This window comes from Paraburkholderia steynii, assembly GCF_900100565.1.
Taxonomy (GTDB): domain Bacteria; phylum Pseudomonadota; class Gammaproteobacteria; order Burkholderiales; family Burkholderiaceae; genus Paraburkholderia; species Paraburkholderia terrae.
On sequence record NZ_FNDI01000012.1, the window covers coordinates 1 to 18,775 of the forward strand.

Here is an 18,775-nt window from a genome sequence, read left to right on the forward strand (position 1 = left end):
CAGGTATCTATAGCGGTGCGGAGTTGACGCCGAGGGGCAAGTCGATGATGGGGCTGCAAGGTGCCTCGACGAAGTGATCGCGGGTCGACTTCGCATCGAATTCATAGTTTTTCTATCTGAGTCCGGGCGCAGGGCGAACGGCGAGGGGCAAGAGTATGAGGCCGAGCTTATGTCGATTCTGACTCGCCGTTCAACTCCGCCTGCACCCTCGCTGTACCCTTGCCGGCGGGCACCGAGCCCAGCGACCTCAAGAACGTGGGAGAGCCCGCAAAGTTCGTCCCGACGACGTGAAGCCCATGGTTGCAGGGTTCGGGCTGGCGCAGGCAAGAGTAACGAGATGGTGGCGCATGAATCTGCAAAGTTCAAGCGGCCACGAATGAAACACCTGGCAGTGCTGCCCGGCATCGAGCCCTCTGATTCGTCGATAAGGAGAACAATAACTCATGGCTTTTATCAGCAATGCACCGGTGCGCCACCGAACCGTCGGCATCGATCTGGCAATCAGCGCGGTACAGGTCGCGCAGATCTTTGATGATGGCCGTGCGATTGGCAAACCAATCCGCTTTCGTTTGACTTCAACCGACCTCAGGCGTTTCGTGTCAGCCATCAAGAGCGGCGTCGGTGCGGAAACGCCAATCACGGCAGTGATGGAACCAACCGGCATGGCTTGGTTTCCGGTGGCGAACTGGCTGCAGCGTGCCGGAATCAAGGTCATTCGAGTCAAGGGACAGCGCGTGAAGGCGTTGCGCAAATACCTCAGCGAGCATGCCAAGACCGATGCGGCCGATGCGCATGTATTGGGCGCAATACCCGGCTTTGGTGGTCGTGGCCTCGACCCCGTTCATGTGCCCGGGCCCGAGCAACATGCACTACAGCGACTGACCAAGCAACGTCACCGCTATCAGGAACTAGTATGTTCCGCGCGGCGCCGCGTTCTTGACCTCGTCCGCTGGGCCTGTCCGGCCCTTGAGCCTGTGTTACCCGATACAGTGACGCAGATCACGTTGGCAATTCTCGGCGAGCTATTCGATCCGCGCAAGGTTGTCGCCATGCGGCGCGATGTGCTCGCCCGATTTCTGTCGCGACACGCTTCAGGCAATCATCCCAAGAGCGGCCCCTTTATCGATTCGCTGGTTGAGAAGCTCAAGTCAGCTGCCGAGGAGACCATCGAGCTCCACGGTGATAGTGTCGATTTCGTTGCACTGCAATTCGAGGTGGCACAGGAAGTCGAACATTTGCGATTGTGGGATCGTCACGTCAGCGCGATCGAGCGTGAGGTAGAACAGATCTATCAGCGGGTGCATCCGTCCAATGCGCTTCGAACCATCCCCGGCATTGGGGCGACCCTGGCTCCCTTGCTCATCGGCGTACTCGGCTACGCGAAACGCTTCCGTAACGAGGATCACATCCGTGGCTTCTGCGGCATGTTCCCAACCAGAAGTTCATCTGGTGGCATAGAGAAGCCCGGGCAGAGGCTGACAAAGAGCGGTAGCGATCGCGTCAAGCGGGCGCTGTACATCGCCGCGGACGTCGCACGCAAGATCGATCCAGATCTTGCCGCCGTGTACTGGCGCCTCATGGTGAACAAGGGGCATCACCACAAGCAGGCCATATGCGCAGTTGCTACGCGTTTGATCAACCGGATCTATCGTGTGCTGAAGACCGGCGAGCCGTACGTGCTTCGAGATCAGGAGGGTAACGCGATTACCGTTCAAGAGGGCAAGCGTATCGTTGCTGCGCAATTCACAGTGCCACTCGAAGTCCGCCAGTCTCGCAGGAACCAGCCCATGCCAGAACCGGCGTAGAACCTCGTTTCGAGGCCGCGAATAAGCGTTGACAGTCGGTACGAGATCATCTGGCCACAGCGATCGGAATCGAAGCGGTGCAACGGCAAGGCAAGCGTGTGCGGTACTTCTCAACGGTCGAGCTGACCAACGCGCTGGAACTCGAGAAGACAGCCGGCAAACAAGGGCAGATCGCACACAAACTGATGTACGTCGATCTGGTGATTCTCGATGAACTGGGCTACCTGCCGTTCAGCCAGACTGGCGGGGCGCTGCTGTTTCATCTGCTCTCGAAGCTTTACGAACACACGAGCGTGGTGATCACGACGAACCTGAGCTTCGGGGAGTGGGCCAATGTGTTTGGCGATGCAAAGATGACGACGGCGCTTCTGGACCGCGTCACCCATCACTGCCACATCGTTGAAACGGGCAATGAATCGTGGCGCTTCAGGACCAGTTCTGCCAAAGCAAAAGCGACGAGAAAGAGAGCTTCAAAGACAACCGACGGAGAAGAGTTATCCACATCGGAGTAGATGCACTACGCTGTCTTGGGGTGGGTCAAATTTAGATGAAAACAGTGGGTCAGAATTCGGTGGAAATCAACAGTCCAGGGATTGATAGTGGGACCAACGTCAAGGACCGGCTGTGAATCCAGCCCTTTCCAACGACTTAGCCAAGCGGCGGGTGGTCGAGTCACAAACTCAGCAACTTCAGCCTGGCGGCCTCTCCCTGATAGCCATGCGTCCAGCCAATATTTTCGCCGTACAAGCTGTCGGCACAAATCCCTGTAGAGGGGGTCGGATTCCTCTACACGTACCGGGCAGAGATGAGGATTGGACACGGACATCGGCGCCCCTACTCAAATATTCAGTGTTCAGATGATGTATCCCGAATACTAAACAAGCTTAAGGTTGAAGATACATCGACTTCCACAAACCATTCGATAGCCTGCCGTCGTGCCGCGCTGCAAACATCGCGCAAGGCAACACCTCCACGGAGCTACCGTGTTGGCGTGCAACTCTTGTGGCGGTGGACCAAGCGGAGCATTTCAGGTTGTTCCGTTCATCGGACATGACTTGCCCGGTCGCTTTCTCTCTTATGACTCGGATTCAGTTTGCGCGCACCCTCCCCGGACGCGAGCATTCACGACGAACGAAAATAGGTCGCACCAGAGTGATGCCAAAGTCTGCGCCGTGATTGTGCGCCACTAGTGCGCCGATTGCGTCACAAATACGATAACGGCACGAGAGTTGATTTATTTAGCGTCGTGCAATCGGATTTGGAAACACTGTCTCTCTAAGGCATGTGCTCCAACTACGTTTGCGCCGCGTCTCGCCGATGTGGGAGTCGCTAGTGCAGCCCGGCTAACGCACCTGTGCACAGAACCCCGGACGCCATTGTCCAGTCGACCAAGCACTTTCGGTGTATCCGCAGCCTCAGTCGACGACGCCAAAAACTGTAAAGCAACGCCGCCCGCGCCTCGTGCGATGAGAAGACAGGCATGGGTCTTCTGCGGGTCACCCTGAAAAATTAAATACATCCTATCCAGTTGCTGTGCCGCAGACGTCTTGCCTTAGGACTTAACGCTTCCGCGATTTCTCCCGTCCGCCAGGCAGTCTTTCACACATCTCCGCTACCCAACGCCGAACGAAATCCCGGCCGTCATCGTCAAGTTTCGCCAGCATGAGTGTGATTTCTGCAGCTTCATCAGCGGCGCGGTTAGTCGTACCACGTAGTAATGCTTCCAACGGCAGGTCGAATACATCTGCTAGCTGAATCAAACGTTGCAGCGGCGGCAACGTAAGCCCCCGCTCGAAGCGGGAGACAGTTTCTTGCTCAACCCCGAGTTGTTCGGCGAGTTGCTCCTGGGTCAACTCCCTCGCTACCCGCTCCCGGGCAATTGCCCGCCCAATCCTGTTTGCAATCCCCGCTGCTGCTGCCGCTGTCACCATCTTAAGCTCACGCATATGTTGTGGTTAAACGACATGCAGTGTCGTACTAGCGTGAAAATGAGTTAACGTCATAGAATAACGTAAGCCGATATTTTGAGAATATTCAACCAATCAAGGCGCCGGTGGAGCGAGCCGGCCATGCCGGCTTCCACAACGCGATATCGGGGAAAACAATTGCAAAGCTTTAAATTTGCTGCCGTCGCGGCAGCGTCTGCGCTGGCTCTTAGCGCATGCGGGGGCGTCAACCAGTATCTGGCTGACAGGTCGGAGACGACCGAGCTGTATCACGTCTTTGATATCAAGACGGCAGCAGATATTTGAAACGGTCATTAATGCTGCCGCAGACGGTCTGGCTCAGAACTCCAACCGGATTGAGCAAAACCGCCCACTCATGATGGGCGCGAGCACTCCCCTCGCACCAGGGCGGTTCCAGCTTGTCGACATGTCATCGGCGTTCCAGGGCACAGGGATGGGTGCCTTGATTTTCCTATTGTCAGCGTCAGTCTGACTATGAGTCACAGGCTGAGAAGGACGTGGACACCATTCTTGCTCGCCTTACGCGCGACTATCGGCAGTTGCTGAAACCTCTTGCAGAAGCAAGAGTAACGAAGCTGAGCAGGAGCCAGAGTGTGTCACTGGGAGACCCTGCAAGCGACCTTTGGCTGTTCGCTCAACACTACCCCGAGCTGGTCAAACGGTTGACGCACCTCAGAAACCTCTCGTTCATCCGGTCGGACCTTGCGGAAGCGCTTCCCGGCGTTAAGTTTGAACACGAAGAGAGCGATTCCTGGATTCAGATGTTCGACCAGACGTGGTGGCAATATACCGATGCCGATAAGAACGACACGTATTGGTGGCCTTTCTATCTACGCGTGCGGCACATTCCGCCTGAATATATGACCGAAGAAGAGCAGGAAGAGAGTAGCGAAAATCTCTACCGTGTGAGCGTCGTCTATCGAGAAAAATACCTAAAGCCGGATATCGCCACTCGTGTGCATGCGGCGATGGTTGCGCGTTTTCCAGAACTCGCTCGTGGAAGACAAAAAGCGAACGTGCGGCGGTTGATGATGGAAGAGGTCCGCGAGGGCAGCCTTATTGCAGAACTGCAGCGACGGTACAGGCTTGTCATCGCAGCCCTTCAGGGTGCTTGACCCGCTAACCGCAACATTCTCCATGAGAACCCAGCTCTTGTAGGCCTTACGAGGACGCGTAGCTCCCGGCAGCGCACGTCCTTAGTTGAAGGCACAGGCCTCGGTGTCACGATGCCGTGCTCAACAGTTTTCGTGCCTGCTCAGGAGCCGATGGTGCGAGCCAGTAGTACGAACAACTCGCCGTTGCGTGATTTTCGAGGAAAAGAGAAAAGCAAATTCAAATGGTCATGCGTGTTGACCGACGGGAGCGCGCGTTATTGCGCACAGTTATCAAAGGTTCTTGCTATGCCCGAGGCCGTGCTATTTCGGCACGAACACGCTCAGGTACGTATTAATGATTTGCGCACATACCGAAGCGTACGCAAAGCCGACGACCTGGACGCTTAACTCGAAGTGTGCAAAAGTGACGAAGCTGTCAGCCACATATTTCCGTTGAAGTACCAAGCGCTTCAGCGAACGCTTCGGCAAATCAAAGACCAGCTCACTCATCCCAAGTCCGCGCCACGCCCTCACACCTGCGACGGGTATTGCAAATAGCAGCACTCCTAGCATGATGTTGGCTACGAGCGGGTTGGCGTGATGACGAAATGGTGCTACTTCGGTAGCGTAGGTTTGAGCTACGCTACTCAGAAGCGCGATGCCGAAATAGAGACTTCCTAGTAGGGCCGCTCCTTTCCCGCCAAGAAAGATGATTGTCCCGAGGAGATGCTTTCGGACGTTCTTGCTATGTTTCCGGAAGGACCGTTGACTGCGGATAACGAAGAGCGGCGTAAATGCTGCGAAGACTGCGATAACAGAATCGATAACCGTGATACCCGTCTTGACTGCGCACCAGCCAGCAACGATAGCCAAGGACTTCGTAAGCAACTCCCAGCCAAGCTTTCGGTCCTCGTTCATGAGGCCCCAGTAGTCTTCAGTGATACCCGGTTTTACGATTGCTGTCATTGGTCTTTGTCTTGCGAGTTCATGCGGATTGAATCGAATCAAACACGTCTCGTTGTACGCATCAGTGGCTGCGAGAAACTGGCGCCGGGATTATGCATCGACCGTCATGCAACTATGTGCGGTCGTTCTCCAGATATATCGGATTCTCAGGACAGAACTTGAGCCTGCGAGGCGGACAGCAGGCGCGTTGGGTGGCAATGACGTGTGTCTCCGGGAGGCGTCGGTGACGTCTCGCTAGCCGGTCAAGCATGGCGGTTAAGCAACTCCTCGGAAGCAAAGGCAAGCGCAAAGATACGCGAACGTTTTGGTACTTCACCCGAGTCGAGCAACCATATCAATGCTTCACATATGGTTTATCAATCTTTCGAATGAGCCCCCCCCTCGACCCGAAGTTTGCATCCGCACTGGCTAGCAGCTACCGCTGTCCCTCGGGAGCATCGATGGACCGAATTGATATTGCTCGCCAACAGTCGACCTGAAAGTGTCAAGGCGTACGAGCAAGTAGTGTGCGATTCTTGCCCTGTAGGATTTCGAACGTCGTCAACATTTTCTCGATGGATACACGACGGGTCGCGCTAGCGACAGGGCAATTTTTGTATCTCTCGTGACAAATCAAACCAGAACCTGCATACAATCAGGTCTATAAACAGCGTCCCAGCCATGGGGACAGTCTCGGGGGTGCGGCGGATGTCGAGCGTTATTGCGGATTTTGATTCGGAAACAGTTCCCCGGATGAGCGTCGACGCGTTTGTTCGGTCGATAGCTGTCAATCGGAATCGTCCAGTTTGTTTGCTGGTAGGAGCAGGCGCTTCGATAACCTCTGGTATGCCGTCAGCACACACATGTATATGGGAGTGGAAGCGCGACATCTTTATCACGAAAAATCCGACCCTCCGAGATGCCGTGGGGGAGTTTTCTCTTCCCGGAACCCGTCGGATTATTCAAGGCTGGATTGACCAGCAGGCGAACTACCCCGTCGAAGGTAGCGCCGAGGAATATTCGTTCTATACGAAAGAGTGCTACCCAACGTCCTTCGACCGACAAGCGTTTTTCCAACGCTTTGTCACCGAAGCGAGGCCGCATATCGGTTACAAGCTTATCCCTCTCCTTGCGGAAGCGGGATGTCTTCGCACCATCTGGACCACGAACTTCGATAGCCTGGTATCGCGAGCCTGCTCAGCTGCCAATATTGTCTGCATCGAAGTCGGCATAGATACCACGCATCGCGCATCCCGCCCACAGAACGTTGACGAGCTCAGACTCGTTTCGCTTCACGGCGATTTCCGGTATGACCACCTGAAGAACACGACTGAGGAGTTGCAGAAGCAGGATTCCGCGCTCAGAGAGGAGTTCTTGCACGAGCTCAAGGACCACGACCTCGTGGTCATCGGCTACAGCGGCCGCGACGAGTCCCTGATGCAAATCCTGTCAGCTGCCTACTCTGACGCATCGAATTGTCGGATTTACTGGTGTGGCTTTGGCTCCGAGCCCACCACCGAGGTGCGCCAGCTCTTTGGTTCCATCGACCCGTCGCGTCAGTCAGCGTTTTACATCGAGACTAGTGGCTTCGACGACGTCATTTCTCGCTTGGCAATGCATCGACTGTCCGGCGCACAGCTAGAGCAGGCACGGACGCTTATCGCGACAATGACGCCAGCGACCGGCCAGAAAATGGCTTTTTCAGTACCGCCGCTGCAACCGAGTTCGCTCGTAAAGGGGAACGCTTATCGGCTAAGTTATCCAGGAAGTGCTCTCAAACTTGACATTGAACTCCCAGAGCAAGGCAGCTGGAAGGATTGGCTTGCTGAGCGAATGACACCTGATATCGGGCAAGCGGTCATTTTCGAAGGAGGAGCGCTCTGTCTGGCGGACACGGCCACAACCTCACATGTCTTCGCAGAGTCCTTGCGCGCACCGCCTACGCGCGTCGAGATATCCGATGAGAACATCATCTCAGATGGCAGAATCGCATCGCTGTTTCGACGGGCGCTTGTGCACTCCGCAGCGAAGACGCTCCAGATGCAGACAGATTACCGTCGCCGAATCTGGGACCCCGTTCATTATGAAACCCGCGACCTGAACAACACAACGTATCGGATTCATCGAGCACTGTCCATAACCGTCGTAGGGATTGACGGCATCCCGCATGTCGTGTTGATGCCGGAGATTGTTGCCACAAGTGAAGAAGGGGAACTGGCCCCGCTTGAGCCCCTGAAAGCACTTCGGGTGGCCATTTACGGATATCAGCACAATGATATCTTCGACAAAGACCTGACGCATTGGACCGGTCAACTTTTGGGCAAGGAACTCGAAGCCGATGGTGGTGGTGCATTTCTCATATCGAAGATTCCTCTATACGCGGGGCTGGCGCAAAGAGGCAAACCACCTTTGCCGCCGAAGCTGGCGCGACATGCGAGGCAAGCCGGTATCATCGTAGCTGACGCACCTCTCGTTTTCAGTGCGAGAGTCGGTCAAGCTGAGGTTCGCAATCCCAACCCGCTACATGGCCTAGTCGAGAACCGCCCGTGGGACTATTCGCTCACCGCAACTGGCCTTTGTCCGTCGACGGATACGGCAGTCGTATGCCCGGCGGACCTATCTGGAAAATTCGAACGCTTCCTGAAAGGTCTACAAGAGGTTGCGCGTCCAGACCAGAACGAGCGCGACTACCTTCATGACTTTCCAGGATTCCCGGCTGCGTTTGGATTACCGCTTCGTTTTCCCGTCAGAGGTGATGCAACGTGGATGACCGTCGACGACGCGGTATCGACCGACGCCATGAGCGGCGCCAAGCAGCTTGCGCATAGAATCTGTCAAGCCCTCGACCACATCCGACGTGCGCGTCCAAGCGACACTGTTCTTATATTTGTTCCGCAACGCTGGGAGTCATTTAAGGTCGTCGAGACTCAGCATGAGCGATTCAATTTCCACGACTATATTAAAGCATACGCCGCCCGACACGGTCAAAGCACGCAGTTCGTGCGAGAAGAGACGGCCCGGAGCCAACACGTATGTCGGGTGCGCTGGTGGCTCTCACTCGCGCTCTATGTGAAGGCAATGCGCACACCATGGCGCATCGACGCGCTCGACCAAAATACTGCGTTTGTTGGTATTGGATATAGCCTTGACAGCGGTGCCGAAAGAGGAAGCCACGTTCTTCTTGGCTGCAGCCACCTTTACAGCTCTCGCGGCGAAGGCCTGCAGTTCCGACTCGGACGCATCGAAAACCCCGTCATGCGCGGACGCAATCCGTTTATGTCGGAAGACGACGCACGTCGCACCGGTGACACTATCAGGCAACTGTTCTATGACGCGAAAATGCACTTGCCGACTCGCGTCGTCCTTCATAAACGCACACGCTTCACCGACGAAGAGGTGCGAGGACTTGTACAGGGACTCGACGGGGTAAAGAATATTGAACTGATTGAAATCAATGTGGAAGATTCGCTGCGTTATCTATCATCCAAGATGAAGGATGGTGCATTCGAAATCGACACTTTCCCTGTTTACCGTGGAACCACTATCGTTGAAAGCGACGACACAGCACTCCTATGGGTACACGGGGCAACGCCGCATGCTCTAAACAAGTACTATAGATATTACCAGGGCAAGCGTCGCATTCCCGCTCCGCTGAGAATCCGGCGCTTTCTCGGGCAGTCGGATGTCGTTCAATGTGCGACTGAAATCCTCGGCCTATCCAAGATGAACTGGAACACGCTCGATTATTACTCTCGGATGCCGGCCACGCTGGACTCCGCAGGCAGCATTGCAAAGTTTGGAAGGTACTTGGACGGATTCTCGTCCGCTCCTTACGATTACCGCTTGCTCATCTAGCAATTATCAGCGGCAAATTGGTTTAACGATAGCTGCTAACGACTCGTTCCGAATAACTCGTCGGTGGTTGCGGCGCAAGCGTAAGAAGTATTGCCGCGTTGAGGCCAAGTCGGCACAGTCGTGTCGCAGGCAGGTGGAAACCGCGCTATCCCGGAGCTGTCGCAATAGCTGACCATTCAACGCCCACTATCCCGCAAACCTCAAACCTGGCTATGCTCCTTCTTGGAATTTGGCTGGAGCCGTCAATCAAGTGCTCGACCAAGCGAACCATCTTCACAAGAATCTGCCGATTCTCAAGCGAAACTCTGAGGATTACTCGGTGGAAGCTTTCGCAATAAACACAATGGTCATCGCCGGTCGCACGCCAAGTTCTCGTACCGAGAAGAAATCATTTGAATTCTATCGAACCAGTCTACGGTCAGTAACCATTTTGACGTACGATGAGTTGGTGCAAAAATTGAAGCAACTACTTGAAGTTCTGCGACGCTCGGTGGACTATGGCCAACCTCAAAGCGGAGGTCGATAAAATGACCAAGCGTAGAGGATAGCTCTAAGCTGACGCAGATATCCTAGTCCTCGGTACCAAGGATTCTCGCCTCCGCAAGTTCTGCCATCAATTGTTGCCTGCAACTGGTCGATATCCATAGCCTCTATCTCTTGGTCACCGAAGAGTGCGACGCAGTGTGCCAGCCAGCAGGTAGGCTGTCCAACGTCGCTGTATGGCAGCGAATCGCGTCCACTGTCCTCTTTCTCTCCATTCAGAACAAAACCTGAATAGCAACGCGAGGGGCGAAGAGTTTTCGCTGGCCAACAAGCGTCGATAAATATGGCTTTAGCCTGCCAGAACACCGCTTGTGAGGGAACGGGAAAATGTTTCGCGATTGACGACACGCTAGAGTTGTGTATCTCAGCTTTGCCGTTATGCCATGCGCTCTGTGGATGCGGGTGCAGCTGCTGCACCTATAATGGTCTGTGCGTGTCCAAATGGCAGAGACGATATCGCCGAGCGTATCGTTTCACCGACGGCCCGCCGTCATCTATCAGAATGCACGAAATTGATGTCAGGTAATGAAACTATCTGGGAGTGCCCTCCCGTTATCGCGACTACGGCGAACGAGGCAACGGTCGAACTCATGCTCGTCCTTCCCTTACTCGAGGCACTTGGATATTGCCGCGACGACATCGCTTCCAAGCATCCAATCAGGATTCAGGACGGCCGTGGCATCACAATCAAATACGCGGACTTTGTTGTTTTTGATGGCGCATCGCGTGAAGAGGGGAACGCTCTTTTCGTCATAGAGGCCAAGCGGCCAAGCGAACCATTGGGACCGGCGCGTGGTCAGGGGGAATCCTACGCCACTCGGCTCCGGGCTCTGGTTTATGTCGTCACGAATGGACAAGCTCTCGAGGTATGGCAGTATCGACGCACTGGGAGCTCGGAGCTTGTCGTTACGTGTCAGCTCGCCGACCTGGCGGCCAGTCGCGCTGACCTCGAGGCTCATTTGGGCCTGGAAAGCCTGAAGGCATACCGTGCGCAGATTCGCGAACCAAACCTTCGGGAGGTTGCATGGGACTTGTCTGCATACGAGAACGTCGAACTCGCGCGATTGGCGACCAGTTATCCGGCGGTGAATCGAACATTGCTTCGAACCGAGTTCCCGTCTCATGAGTCGAAACCCTTTTCCGTCGACGAACATTTTGCGCTGGAACCTTTGACGGTCATATACGCTCCGTCCGGCATGGGGAAGTCATGGTTGTGCGTTCGAATGTGCCAACTCGCATTGACACGACGACGCCTTCTAATTGACGCACCTATTCCAGTTTTCCTTTCTCTACCGGACGCTGCAGCAGCGGGCGCCGGTGTCAGAATGTTTGCGTACGAGCGAATTGCCGCCCACTGCCCTCAGTTCACCCAGACCATGTTTCGCGAGGTGCTTCGCACGAGCGGCTTGGACCTGTATTGCGACGCGTTCGACCGCGTTCAGGACGCACAGCGACTACAGGTCGAGACTGAGTTTGGCATCTTGCTTCGAGACTCTCCACGCACCCGCGTAACACTATTTTCGCGCCGAAGCACGCCCCCTCAACTCAGTGCATTGACCTACTATTTGCAGCCCCTTGATAGGGCGCAGCAGGACGCCCTGGAGGATACCGTATGGCGAGCAAAAGCCGAGATGCCTCGTCAGCGGCGAGCAGTCGTTGCGTCATTGCTACCCGAGTTTTTCAAAGAAATAGCAGGAAGCCCCCTCATATTTTCCAAGCTGGTCGAGTTTTATGCAGAGAATGAGGAATTGCCGACCAATCTTGCCGAGCTGTTCCGATTCTGGTTGGCAGAAGTGCTTCGACATCGTCATCACAAGCCGACGGCATACGCCGCCCTCGTCAGTGCGCTAACGGCTATCTCGCTCGAGACATGGGACGGTGCCGCCTCCGCTCTCGATGTAATCGAAGCACTGCGCAGAAGCGCACTTCCGGCAGAACTTCTCGACAGGCTTGTCGAACTGGGTTCAGTCATTGAAACCGATGGTCATTTCGAAGTTGAGCATGAGGCGCTCGCTGACTACCTCCGGGCGCGGGCAACCGTAGGGGACATTCGACAAGACCCGGCTGCGGTGATACCCGCAGTTCGAATGGGTCGCGATACATTCTTTCCCATACTTCTAGCAGCGTTGACAACGGACGTCAATGCGCAACGCATCGTACTCGAACATCTCACTGCTCTCGGCCTCAACGGCTATCTCAATGCTGTGCGCTTTCGAGGAAACGTAGCGCCCACCATCGCGTCGATGACAACTACGGACGCCGAGACACATGTGTCACAAGAATTGGTCGACGGTTTCATGACGCCCGCGCGTCGTCTGTTTTCCGCTGTCCTGCCCGACTTGGTATTTACCGCAACGGGTGTCCGCTCAACAATTGTCCGAGCAGCTGTGAGGCTTTCCGCAAACAGCACTGCTATCCACTTTTCTTTGTTGGGAGGTGACAACATTGATGGGCTTTATCAGGAATCGATTGTCGGAAATGATGACCTCGTCCTGAAAGGGCGGGAAATCGGACTTGACGCGCTTCATCTGTCGCTAGACAAACTTATCAAGACCGCGCGGCTATCAGGTGGCCCCGTGTGGCACGAAGAGCGTCTCCTAAGCCGTTTGCGGCTCCTACTCGTCGCACAACAGGATGTGGAGCCCTCGCTCGACGTCGGTAAGCAACGGGCGTATTGGGAACAATATCGAGGCGAAATTTTCGCCTTTGTCCTGCGCTATGCGCGCCACGAAATAGTCGTCGACGAAATCCTTGCCGACCTCGAGGTGCTGTCAAATGCAGATATCGATAAAGTCACCGTCTGGTGGAACGCTGACGGTAGCGAGCAGTGGTGGACTCAAGACTGGGATGAGAGTGACCAGGCGCTGCAACAGTACTACGCACGAACCGACGCGGCATATGCCGAACTCGTCACGTCAAACTTCAGGGAGGTGGCAAGTGATTTGTCGACATATTCACTGCTACCCCGGTCTTGGGACGTGTACTTCCAACCTAGAATTACTGAGCGGCGTCGAGCGTGGATTACGGCGCTATGGCATCCCGTCGCGAAAGCTACCGACACCAGAGTTCAAATTTTCAGGCATGCGCCAGCCGATGGCGTAACCAGCTTCAGCTCTGGGTGGTTCGACGAAACTGCCAATAAGCTAACCTCGCTCGGTCGACGGGCCGGAGACATTACATACGTCTCGGGTATTCCACCATCATTCTCGGGACGCAATCTGTTAGGCAGGTACGACGGCAAGACGGCCGTCCTCAGAGCCGCGAGTCAACGATTGCGGGAAGAATTTCAGCGTCACTTTCGCGAGGTCACAGGAGGATCAATATCCCTCAATACTGAGGAGTGACTGACAATCGATTGTCGGATCGTTTTTGCTTGAAAACAAGGTGGACTTTCGCTCACAAGGCTATTTTGATTTCGTGAGAACAGAATCTGCGAGCCACTTGCCACAGGTCTGCCAGCTTGCGCTAGCGCTTCACTGAAGCGTGAATTGCGCCGCCAGTGACGCGAAGCACGTTTCCCTCAGGCGTTAGCTGACGAGGAATCTCGTCGAAGTTCGGCTCATGTTTACCAGCCTCAACGGGCAAATCCCGCGTTTCCACCTTGTCTGAAGGTGCGGCAAGCACCTGATGTCGCTTGGGAAGACCCGTACGCGCGCTTACATAGTGGTGCGCCGGACAAGTATGAGGTTTTGTGCCACAGGTAAGTCGAGCTTCTGGCGGGTTCCAGACCTCTGTGATGCGTTCACCAGCTAGCGCCGAAGACGCAACTGTCAATAACAGCAGCCCGCCAATCACGTTCTTCACTTTACGCTCCGTCATTTGTCACCCGATGTCGGGTGCGCCCGATATTGTGCCCTACGCGTCAAGGATTGGGGTGCTGTGGGCGCAACGGTAGTTATTCGTTCTGACGCACTGACGGCAAGCGAATTTTGTAGCGAAGGCGGACCTGAAGCGCTCAGCTACGTCAGGTGTATCAACGGCCAAAGTCACGCAAGTCTCATAATTCGCAAATTTTTCTGATTTTCTCATTTAATCAATGATATATGACGTTCATAATAGCCATAAATATTTAAGAATTTGCGAGATATTTTTGAACGGATTTTGCGATAACTATTTAGAACCTTCACCTGAACGCAGCAGTCGAGGCAGCGAAGGCCGGTGGGCACGGAAAGGGATTTGCAGTGGTCGCCGGCGAGGTGCGGATACTCGCCCAAAGAAGCGCTGAGGCTGCGAAGGAGATTAAATCGCTAGTCAAAGAGAGCGATGCACGCGTCAGTGAAGGTGGCAGGATGCTTCAGATTGCCGGGCAAACTATCGAAGAAGTGATTGTTGCCTCGAGGAACGTGACTTCCATAATGGGAGAAACCAACGACGCCTGTCGGCTGCAAACCCAACAGATTGGTGAGGTCCGCAGCATGATTGAACATCTTGAAGGCACTACGCAGCAAACGTGGCCTTGGTCGAACAGTCCGGGACCGCAACCGAAATGCTCATCGCTCAAGCTGAGAGGTTGTTGGACACCGTCAGCGTCTTCAAGATCTCGGCCGACAAGACTGTTTGATTTCACGCGCATCCTGGACTGCGCATCAACCCCGACAAAGGCTGTGCTCTGCCTGTCGGCGAGGATGACAGAATGCTATGAGTCGTCCTCCTCAAATACGCGCGTGTCTGCAAGGGCGAGCACGTGCAACAGCGACGTCGATAACGCCGTGCAAATCATGAGCATCGAATCAATGGACGCATTCATGTCTCCGCGCTCAATTCGCCCGATATAGACACGGGTCAGGCCCGAAGCGACAGCCAGCTCGTTTTGGGTCAACCGCTTTCGATCCCTCAGCGTGCGAATCACAACGCCAATGCTGCGACGGAGCGACGCTGCTTCTGTTTTCTTGAAATCAGGTGATAGTGCCAAGGCAGAACTCGTCGCGCGAACGTGAGTAGTCTCGATCTTATCAAATCGCGACACACGAAAATCCGGTGACGAAAGTTGACGGGATTTTTACGTTTATCCTACAGACTCCACGGACGCGGAAAGGTTACCCAGCACGATCGAAAGATCGGACGACGGTCAATTAAACACTGCCGCGACGACCAAAAACCGACATTACCATCAATGCTGCATCGCACAGCCGCGTAAGCCCTTTGCTGGCGCGGGAGCGATGTCTATCGTTTCGCATTGTTACAGTCTGGACTACACGCGCTTGTTCTTCTCGCTCCGGAATTCATGACTATCGGATCGCCAAAGTCGACAAGGCGAGCAGCGACGCGCCCTGTATTTATAGTTGCGCGCACAACCTGATAAGTCCTATGACGCTGAATGCTGCATTGCGATAGTGCCCGCGCATGTGGCACGTGAGACCCGCGCCCAGCAAGTCGAAGGAGGAGCGTTTTCACGTTCCGAAATGCTTCTTTCGATCTCTTTTGCACACCTAGCGTCCCCTAGATCGCCTCATCTCCTAAATGTTCGCGGACAATCGTTCCGAACCCGCGCCGCCCGCTGTCCGATATTCGAAAGCACTTGTCTGAACCGCGCCGCGCCGGTCACTTAGACTGCCTTCATACGCTGATTCACCCATCGTGAAGCAGCAAGCGAAACCCCATCGAATCCGACAGTTTCCGCAGGAGCGGCAATGAAAGCGATCCAGTTCAACTCTTTTGGCGGTCCCGAAGTCCTCGACCTCGTCGACCTGCCGACACCCACCGCCGACGCCGACAGCGCGATCGTGCAGGTAAAAGCAGCCTCGGTGAATCCGAGCGACGTGAAAAACCTCTCGGGCCATTTCGGCCACACGACGCTGCCGCGCATCCCCGGCCGCGATTTCAGCGGCGTCGTGACGGAAGGCCCCGCCGAATGGATTGGCGCAGAAGTATGGGGCACGGGCGGCGACATCGGCTTCACCCGCGACGGCACGCACGCGCAGTTCATCAAGATTCCCGTCGGCGCGCTGTCGCGCAAGCCTCGCACGCTCACGCACGAACAGGCGTCGGCGATCGGCGTGAACTTCGTGGTCGCGTGGCTCGGCGTCGTCGATTATGCACAGCTCGTCGCGGGCGAAACGGTGGCCGTGATCGGCGCGAGCGGCGGCGTGGGCGGCGCGGTCGTGCAAATCGCGAAGTCGCGTGGCTGCAAGGTGATCGCCGTCGATCGCCACGAGCCTGACGCGGACTCGCCCGCGGGCCGTCTGCTCGATCACTACGTACCGTTCGACGAGCACTCCGCGGAACGCGTAAAGGAACTCGGCGGCGTGGATGTCGTGTACGACGCCGTCGGCGGCGTCGCGTTCGAAACGGCGCTGAAGCTCGCGAAGTGGCGCGGCCGGGTGGTCGAAATCAGCGCGACGGGCAAGCGGCGCGTCGAGTTCGACCTGATCGACTTCTATCACAACGAGACACAACTGTTCGGCGCGGACAGCGCCAAGTTCGGCGTCGCGGATTCGGCGCGCCTGATGACGGAACTGGCCAGCGTGTTCGACAGCGGCGCGTTGCAGGCGCCGTCGATTGCGCAGACCTTTCCGCTCGAACAGGCACACGACGCCTACGCGGCCGTCGCAGGCGGTACGCGCGGACGCGTCGTCATCACGATGTGACAACACCCGATTACTACAACCGGAGACTCGTATGAAGCCGTATATCGTGTCGCTGGCGGCGGGTGTCGTCGTCGGACTGCTCTATAACATCGTCGATGTGAAATCGCCCGCGCCGCCCATCGTCGCGCTGCTCGGCCTGCTCGGCATGGTCGCGGGCGAGCATGCGATTCCGTTCGTGCGCTCGCTGCTCACTCACGTGACGAGCTAAAGCAAACCGCGAACGCCTACTGCATGCGTCCGTGCCCGCCGCCCATTTCGCGCGCGCGCTCGAGCAGCATTTCGCGTTCGCGCGCATTGCGCGTCATCGATGCGGCGCGCTCGAATTCCGCGCGCGCTTCGTCGTTGCGAGCGAGCTTCGCGAGCAGATCGCCGCGCACGCTCGGCAGCCAGTGATAGTTTTTCAGCGATGGCTCGTCGGCGAGCGCGTCGACGAGTTCGAGCGCGGCCATCGGCCCATATGCCATGCCGACGGCAACCGCCCGGTTCAGATCGACCACGGGCGACGGCGCGACCTCGGCGAGCGCATCGTAGAGCGCGACGATCTGCGCCCAATCCGTTTCGGCCGCCGTGCGGGCACGCGCATGGCATGCGGCGAGCGCGGCCTGCAGCGTGTACTGACCGCTCATCCCGCCGAGCGCTTCCGAGCGCGCGAGCGCAGTCAGCCCGCGGCGGATCAGCAGCGGGTCCCAACGGCTGCGGTCCTGATCGAGCAGCAGCACGGGCCGTCCTTGCGCATCGACGCGCGCATGCGTGCGCGACGCCTGGATCTCCATCAGCGCGACCAGGCCATGCACTTCGCTTTCGTCGGGCATCAGGCCCGCGAGCACGCGACCCAGGCGCAGCGCTTCCTCGCACAGCGTCGGGCGCATCCAGTCGTCGCCCGCCGTCGCCGAATAGCCTTCGTTGAAGATCAGATAAATCACTTCGAGCACGGAAGCGAGCCGCACCGCGCGATCGTTCGCCTGCGGCACTTCGAACGGCACCTTCGCCGCCGACAGCGTCTTCTTGGCGCGTACGATCCGCTGCGCGATGGTCGGCTCGGGCACGAGAAACGCGCGCGCGATTTCATCCGTCGTCAGGCCGCCGAGCAGGCGCAACGTGAGCGCGACGCGAGCGTCCTTCGACAGCACGGGATGGCAGGCGGTGAACACCAGCCGCAGCAGATCGTCGCCGATGTCGTCGGCGCGCGCGGCGTCGAGTGCATCGACGAAATCGGGCACGATGTGCGCCTCGCGCGCGTCCATGTCGGCGCCGAGTTCCTCGTGCTTGCGCGCGTGCAGCGCATCCTGGCGCCAGCGGTCGAGCGCGCGGTTTTTCGCGGTCGCCATCAGCCATGCTCCAGGATTATCGGGCACGCCCGCGTCGGGCCAGGTTTCGAGCGCGGCCACCAGCGCGTCCTGCGCGAGTTCTTCGGCCACGCCGACATCGCGCACGATCCGTGCGACGTGGGCGATGACCTTCGCGGATTCGATCCGCCAGACTGCCTCGATGGCACGATGGGTCGCAGCCGTCGTCACGGCCGGCCTCAAGACGCGTCGGCCGCCGGCATGGCGGCGTTCGGGTCCATGTACACGAGTTCCCAGATATGCCCGTCGATATCCTCGATGCTGCCCTCGTACATGAAGCCGTGGTCCTGCGCCGGGCGCGACAACGCGCCGCCTGCGGCGAGCGCCTTTTCGGCCAGATCGTCGACTTGCGTGCGGCTGTCGCACGACAGGCAGATCAGCGCTTCCGTGCTCTCCTTCGGATTGCACAGCGTTCTGTTCGTGAAGGTCTGGAAAAAGTCCTTCGCGAGCAGCATGGCGTAGATGTTTTCGCCGATCACCATGCAAGCCGCCTGCTCATTGGTGAATTTCGGTTCGAACGTGAAGCCAAGTTGCGAGAAGAACGCCTTCGATTTCTCCACGCTGTTCACGGCGAGGTTCACAAAGATTTGCTTGTGCATGATCGTTCCTCGGAAGCTGACAGGTGACAGATGC

At 56.7% G+C, this 18,775-nt stretch carries 13 protein-coding genes and 3 pseudogenes; 10 read left to right on the plus strand and 6 right to left on the minus strand.

Annotated features, from left to right (window positions below; genetic code table 11):
- The first annotated feature begins 443 nt into the window (after positions 1-443).
- Together BLT65_RS21485 and BLT65_RS21490 are read left to right on the plus strand one after the other, a co-directional pair.
- The gene (locus tag BLT65_RS21485) at positions 444-1,805 is read left to right on the plus strand and encodes an IS110 family RNA-guided transposase (RefSeq protein WP_091778625.1); all 1,362 of its coding nucleotides are present in this window, start codon (positions 444-446) and stop codon (positions 1,803-1,805) included.
- Positions 1,806-1,846: 41 nt separating this feature from the next.
- Positions 1,847-2,317: pseudogene (locus BLT65_RS21490) on the plus strand (ATP-binding protein); the annotation flags it as partial.
- 1,047 nt (positions 2,318-3,364) lie between these two features.
- Here BLT65_RS21490 and BLT65_RS21495 read toward each other — a convergent pair.
- Positions 3,365-3,751, minus strand: a complete 387-nt coding sequence (locus BLT65_RS21495; RefSeq protein WP_244186540.1) for a helix-turn-helix domain-containing protein — start codon at positions 3,749-3,751, stop codon at positions 3,365-3,367.
- 123 nt (positions 3,752-3,874) lie between these two features.
- On the opposite strand from BLT65_RS21495, the gene BLT65_RS21500 reads away from it, so the two are divergent.
- Together BLT65_RS21500 and BLT65_RS21505 are read left to right on the plus strand one after the other, a co-directional pair.
- Positions 3,875-4,057 carry a hypothetical protein gene (locus BLT65_RS21500; protein WP_091780701.1) on the plus strand — a complete coding sequence of 61 codons (183 nt, stop codon included), beginning with the start codon at positions 3,875-3,877 and terminating at the stop codon, positions 4,055-4,057.
- 212 nt (positions 4,058-4,269) lie between these two features.
- Positions 4,270-4,887: a hypothetical protein gene (locus BLT65_RS21505; RefSeq protein ID WP_091780703.1), complete on the plus strand. Its 618-nt coding sequence runs from the start codon at positions 4,270-4,272 to the stop codon at positions 4,885-4,887.
- A 300-nt stretch (positions 4,888-5,187) separates the two neighbouring features.
- Here the strand turns inward: BLT65_RS21505 and BLT65_RS21510 are convergent, their stop codons facing one another.
- Positions 5,188-5,832, minus strand: a complete 645-nt coding sequence (locus BLT65_RS21510) for a hypothetical protein (protein WP_091780705.1) — start codon at positions 5,830-5,832, stop codon at positions 5,188-5,190.
- A 903-nt stretch (positions 5,833-6,735) separates the two neighbouring features.
- Between BLT65_RS21510 and BLT65_RS21515 the strand changes: the two genes are divergently transcribed.
- The 3 genes and pseudogenes from BLT65_RS21515 to BLT65_RS21525 all read left to right on the plus strand — a co-directional run bounded on the left by BLT65_RS21515 (position 6,736) and on the right by BLT65_RS21525 (position 13,553).
- Positions 6,736-9,666, plus strand: a complete 2,931-nt coding sequence (locus BLT65_RS21515) for an SIR2 family protein (protein ID WP_244186541.1) — start codon at positions 6,736-6,738, stop codon at positions 9,664-9,666.
- Between the two features lie 223 nt (positions 9,667-9,889).
- Positions 9,890-10,192, plus strand: a pseudogene (locus BLT65_RS48740) (Shedu anti-phage system protein SduA domain-containing protein); the annotation flags it as partial.
- A 607-nt stretch (positions 10,193-10,799) separates the two neighbouring features.
- A complete protein-coding gene (locus tag BLT65_RS21525) occupies positions 10,800-13,553 on the plus strand; it encodes a type I restriction enzyme HsdR N-terminal domain-containing protein (RefSeq protein ID WP_167306516.1) in 2,754 nt (917 codons plus the stop codon).
- Positions 13,554-13,674: 121 nt separating this feature from the next.
- Here BLT65_RS21525 and BLT65_RS46525 read toward each other — a convergent pair whose 3' ends face one another.
- A complete protein-coding gene (locus tag BLT65_RS46525) occupies positions 13,675-14,013 on the minus strand; it encodes a hypothetical protein (protein WP_143036536.1) in 339 nt (112 codons plus the stop codon).
- Between the two features lie 377 nt (positions 14,014-14,390).
- Here BLT65_RS46525 and BLT65_RS47955 point away from each other — a divergent pair.
- Positions 14,391-14,582 (plus strand): annotated as a pseudogene (locus BLT65_RS47955) (methyl-accepting chemotaxis protein); the annotation flags it as partial.
- A 263-nt stretch (positions 14,583-14,845) separates the two neighbouring features.
- Here BLT65_RS47955 and BLT65_RS47960 read toward each other — a convergent pair.
- On the minus strand, positions 14,846-15,121 hold the full coding sequence (locus tag BLT65_RS47960; protein ID WP_244186549.1) for a helix-turn-helix domain-containing protein: 276 nt from the start codon (positions 15,119-15,121) through the stop codon (positions 14,846-14,848).
- A 718-nt stretch (positions 15,122-15,839) separates the two neighbouring features.
- Here BLT65_RS47960 and BLT65_RS21540 point away from each other — a divergent pair.
- Both BLT65_RS21540 and BLT65_RS21545 read left to right on the plus strand, forming a co-directional pair.
- On the plus strand, positions 15,840-16,796 hold the full coding sequence (locus BLT65_RS21540; protein WP_091780716.1) for a quinone oxidoreductase family protein: 957 nt from the start codon (positions 15,840-15,842) through the stop codon (positions 16,794-16,796).
- A gap of 31 nt (positions 16,797-16,827) precedes the next feature.
- A complete protein-coding gene (locus BLT65_RS21545) occupies positions 16,828-17,004 on the plus strand; it encodes a DUF1427 family protein (RefSeq protein WP_007582992.1) in 177 nt (58 codons plus the stop codon).
- Between the two features lie 16 nt (positions 17,005-17,020).
- Here BLT65_RS21545 and BLT65_RS21550 read toward each other — a convergent pair whose 3' ends face one another.
- Complete coding sequence (locus tag BLT65_RS21550; protein WP_042304353.1) at positions 17,021-18,313, minus strand: RNA polymerase sigma factor; 1,293 nt, start codon at positions 18,311-18,313, stop codon at positions 17,021-17,023.
- 8 nt (positions 18,314-18,321) lie between these two features.
- The gene (locus BLT65_RS21555; protein ID WP_091780719.1) at positions 18,322-18,741 is read right to left on the minus strand and encodes a VOC family protein; all 420 of its coding nucleotides are present in this window, start codon (positions 18,739-18,741) and stop codon (positions 18,322-18,324) included.
- Positions 18,742-18,775 lie beyond the last annotated feature (34 nt).

Bases quoted from the DNA above. Each gene is read 5' to 3' on its own strand.
- BLT65_RS21540 (WP_091780716.1), top strand. From the start codon at position 15,840: ATGAAAGCGATCCAGTTCAACTCTTTTGGCGGTCCCGAAGTCCTCGAC.
- BLT65_RS21555 (WP_091780719.1), bottom strand. From the start codon at position 18,741: ATGCACAAGCAAATCTTTGTGAACCTCGCCGTGAACAGCGTGGAGAAA.
- BLT65_RS21510 (WP_091780705.1), bottom strand. From the start codon at position 5,832: ATGACAGCAATCGTAAAACCGGGTATCACTGAAGACTACTGGGGCCTC.
- BLT65_RS21485 (WP_091778625.1), top strand. From the start codon at position 444: ATGGCTTTTATCAGCAATGCACCGGTGCGCCACCGAACCGTCGGCATC.
- BLT65_RS21545 (WP_007582992.1), top strand. From the start codon at position 16,828: ATGAAGCCGTATATCGTGTCGCTGGCGGCGGGTGTCGTCGTCGGACTG.
- BLT65_RS21495 (WP_244186540.1), bottom strand. From the start codon at position 3,751: ATGCGTGAGCTTAAGATGGTGACAGCGGCAGCAGCAGCGGGGATTGCA.
- BLT65_RS21500 (WP_091780701.1), top strand. From the start codon at position 3,875: ATGCCGGCTTCCACAACGCGATATCGGGGAAAACAATTGCAAAGCTTT.
- BLT65_RS21525 (WP_167306516.1), top strand. From the start codon at position 10,800: ATGCTCGTCCTTCCCTTACTCGAGGCACTTGGATATTGCCGCGACGAC.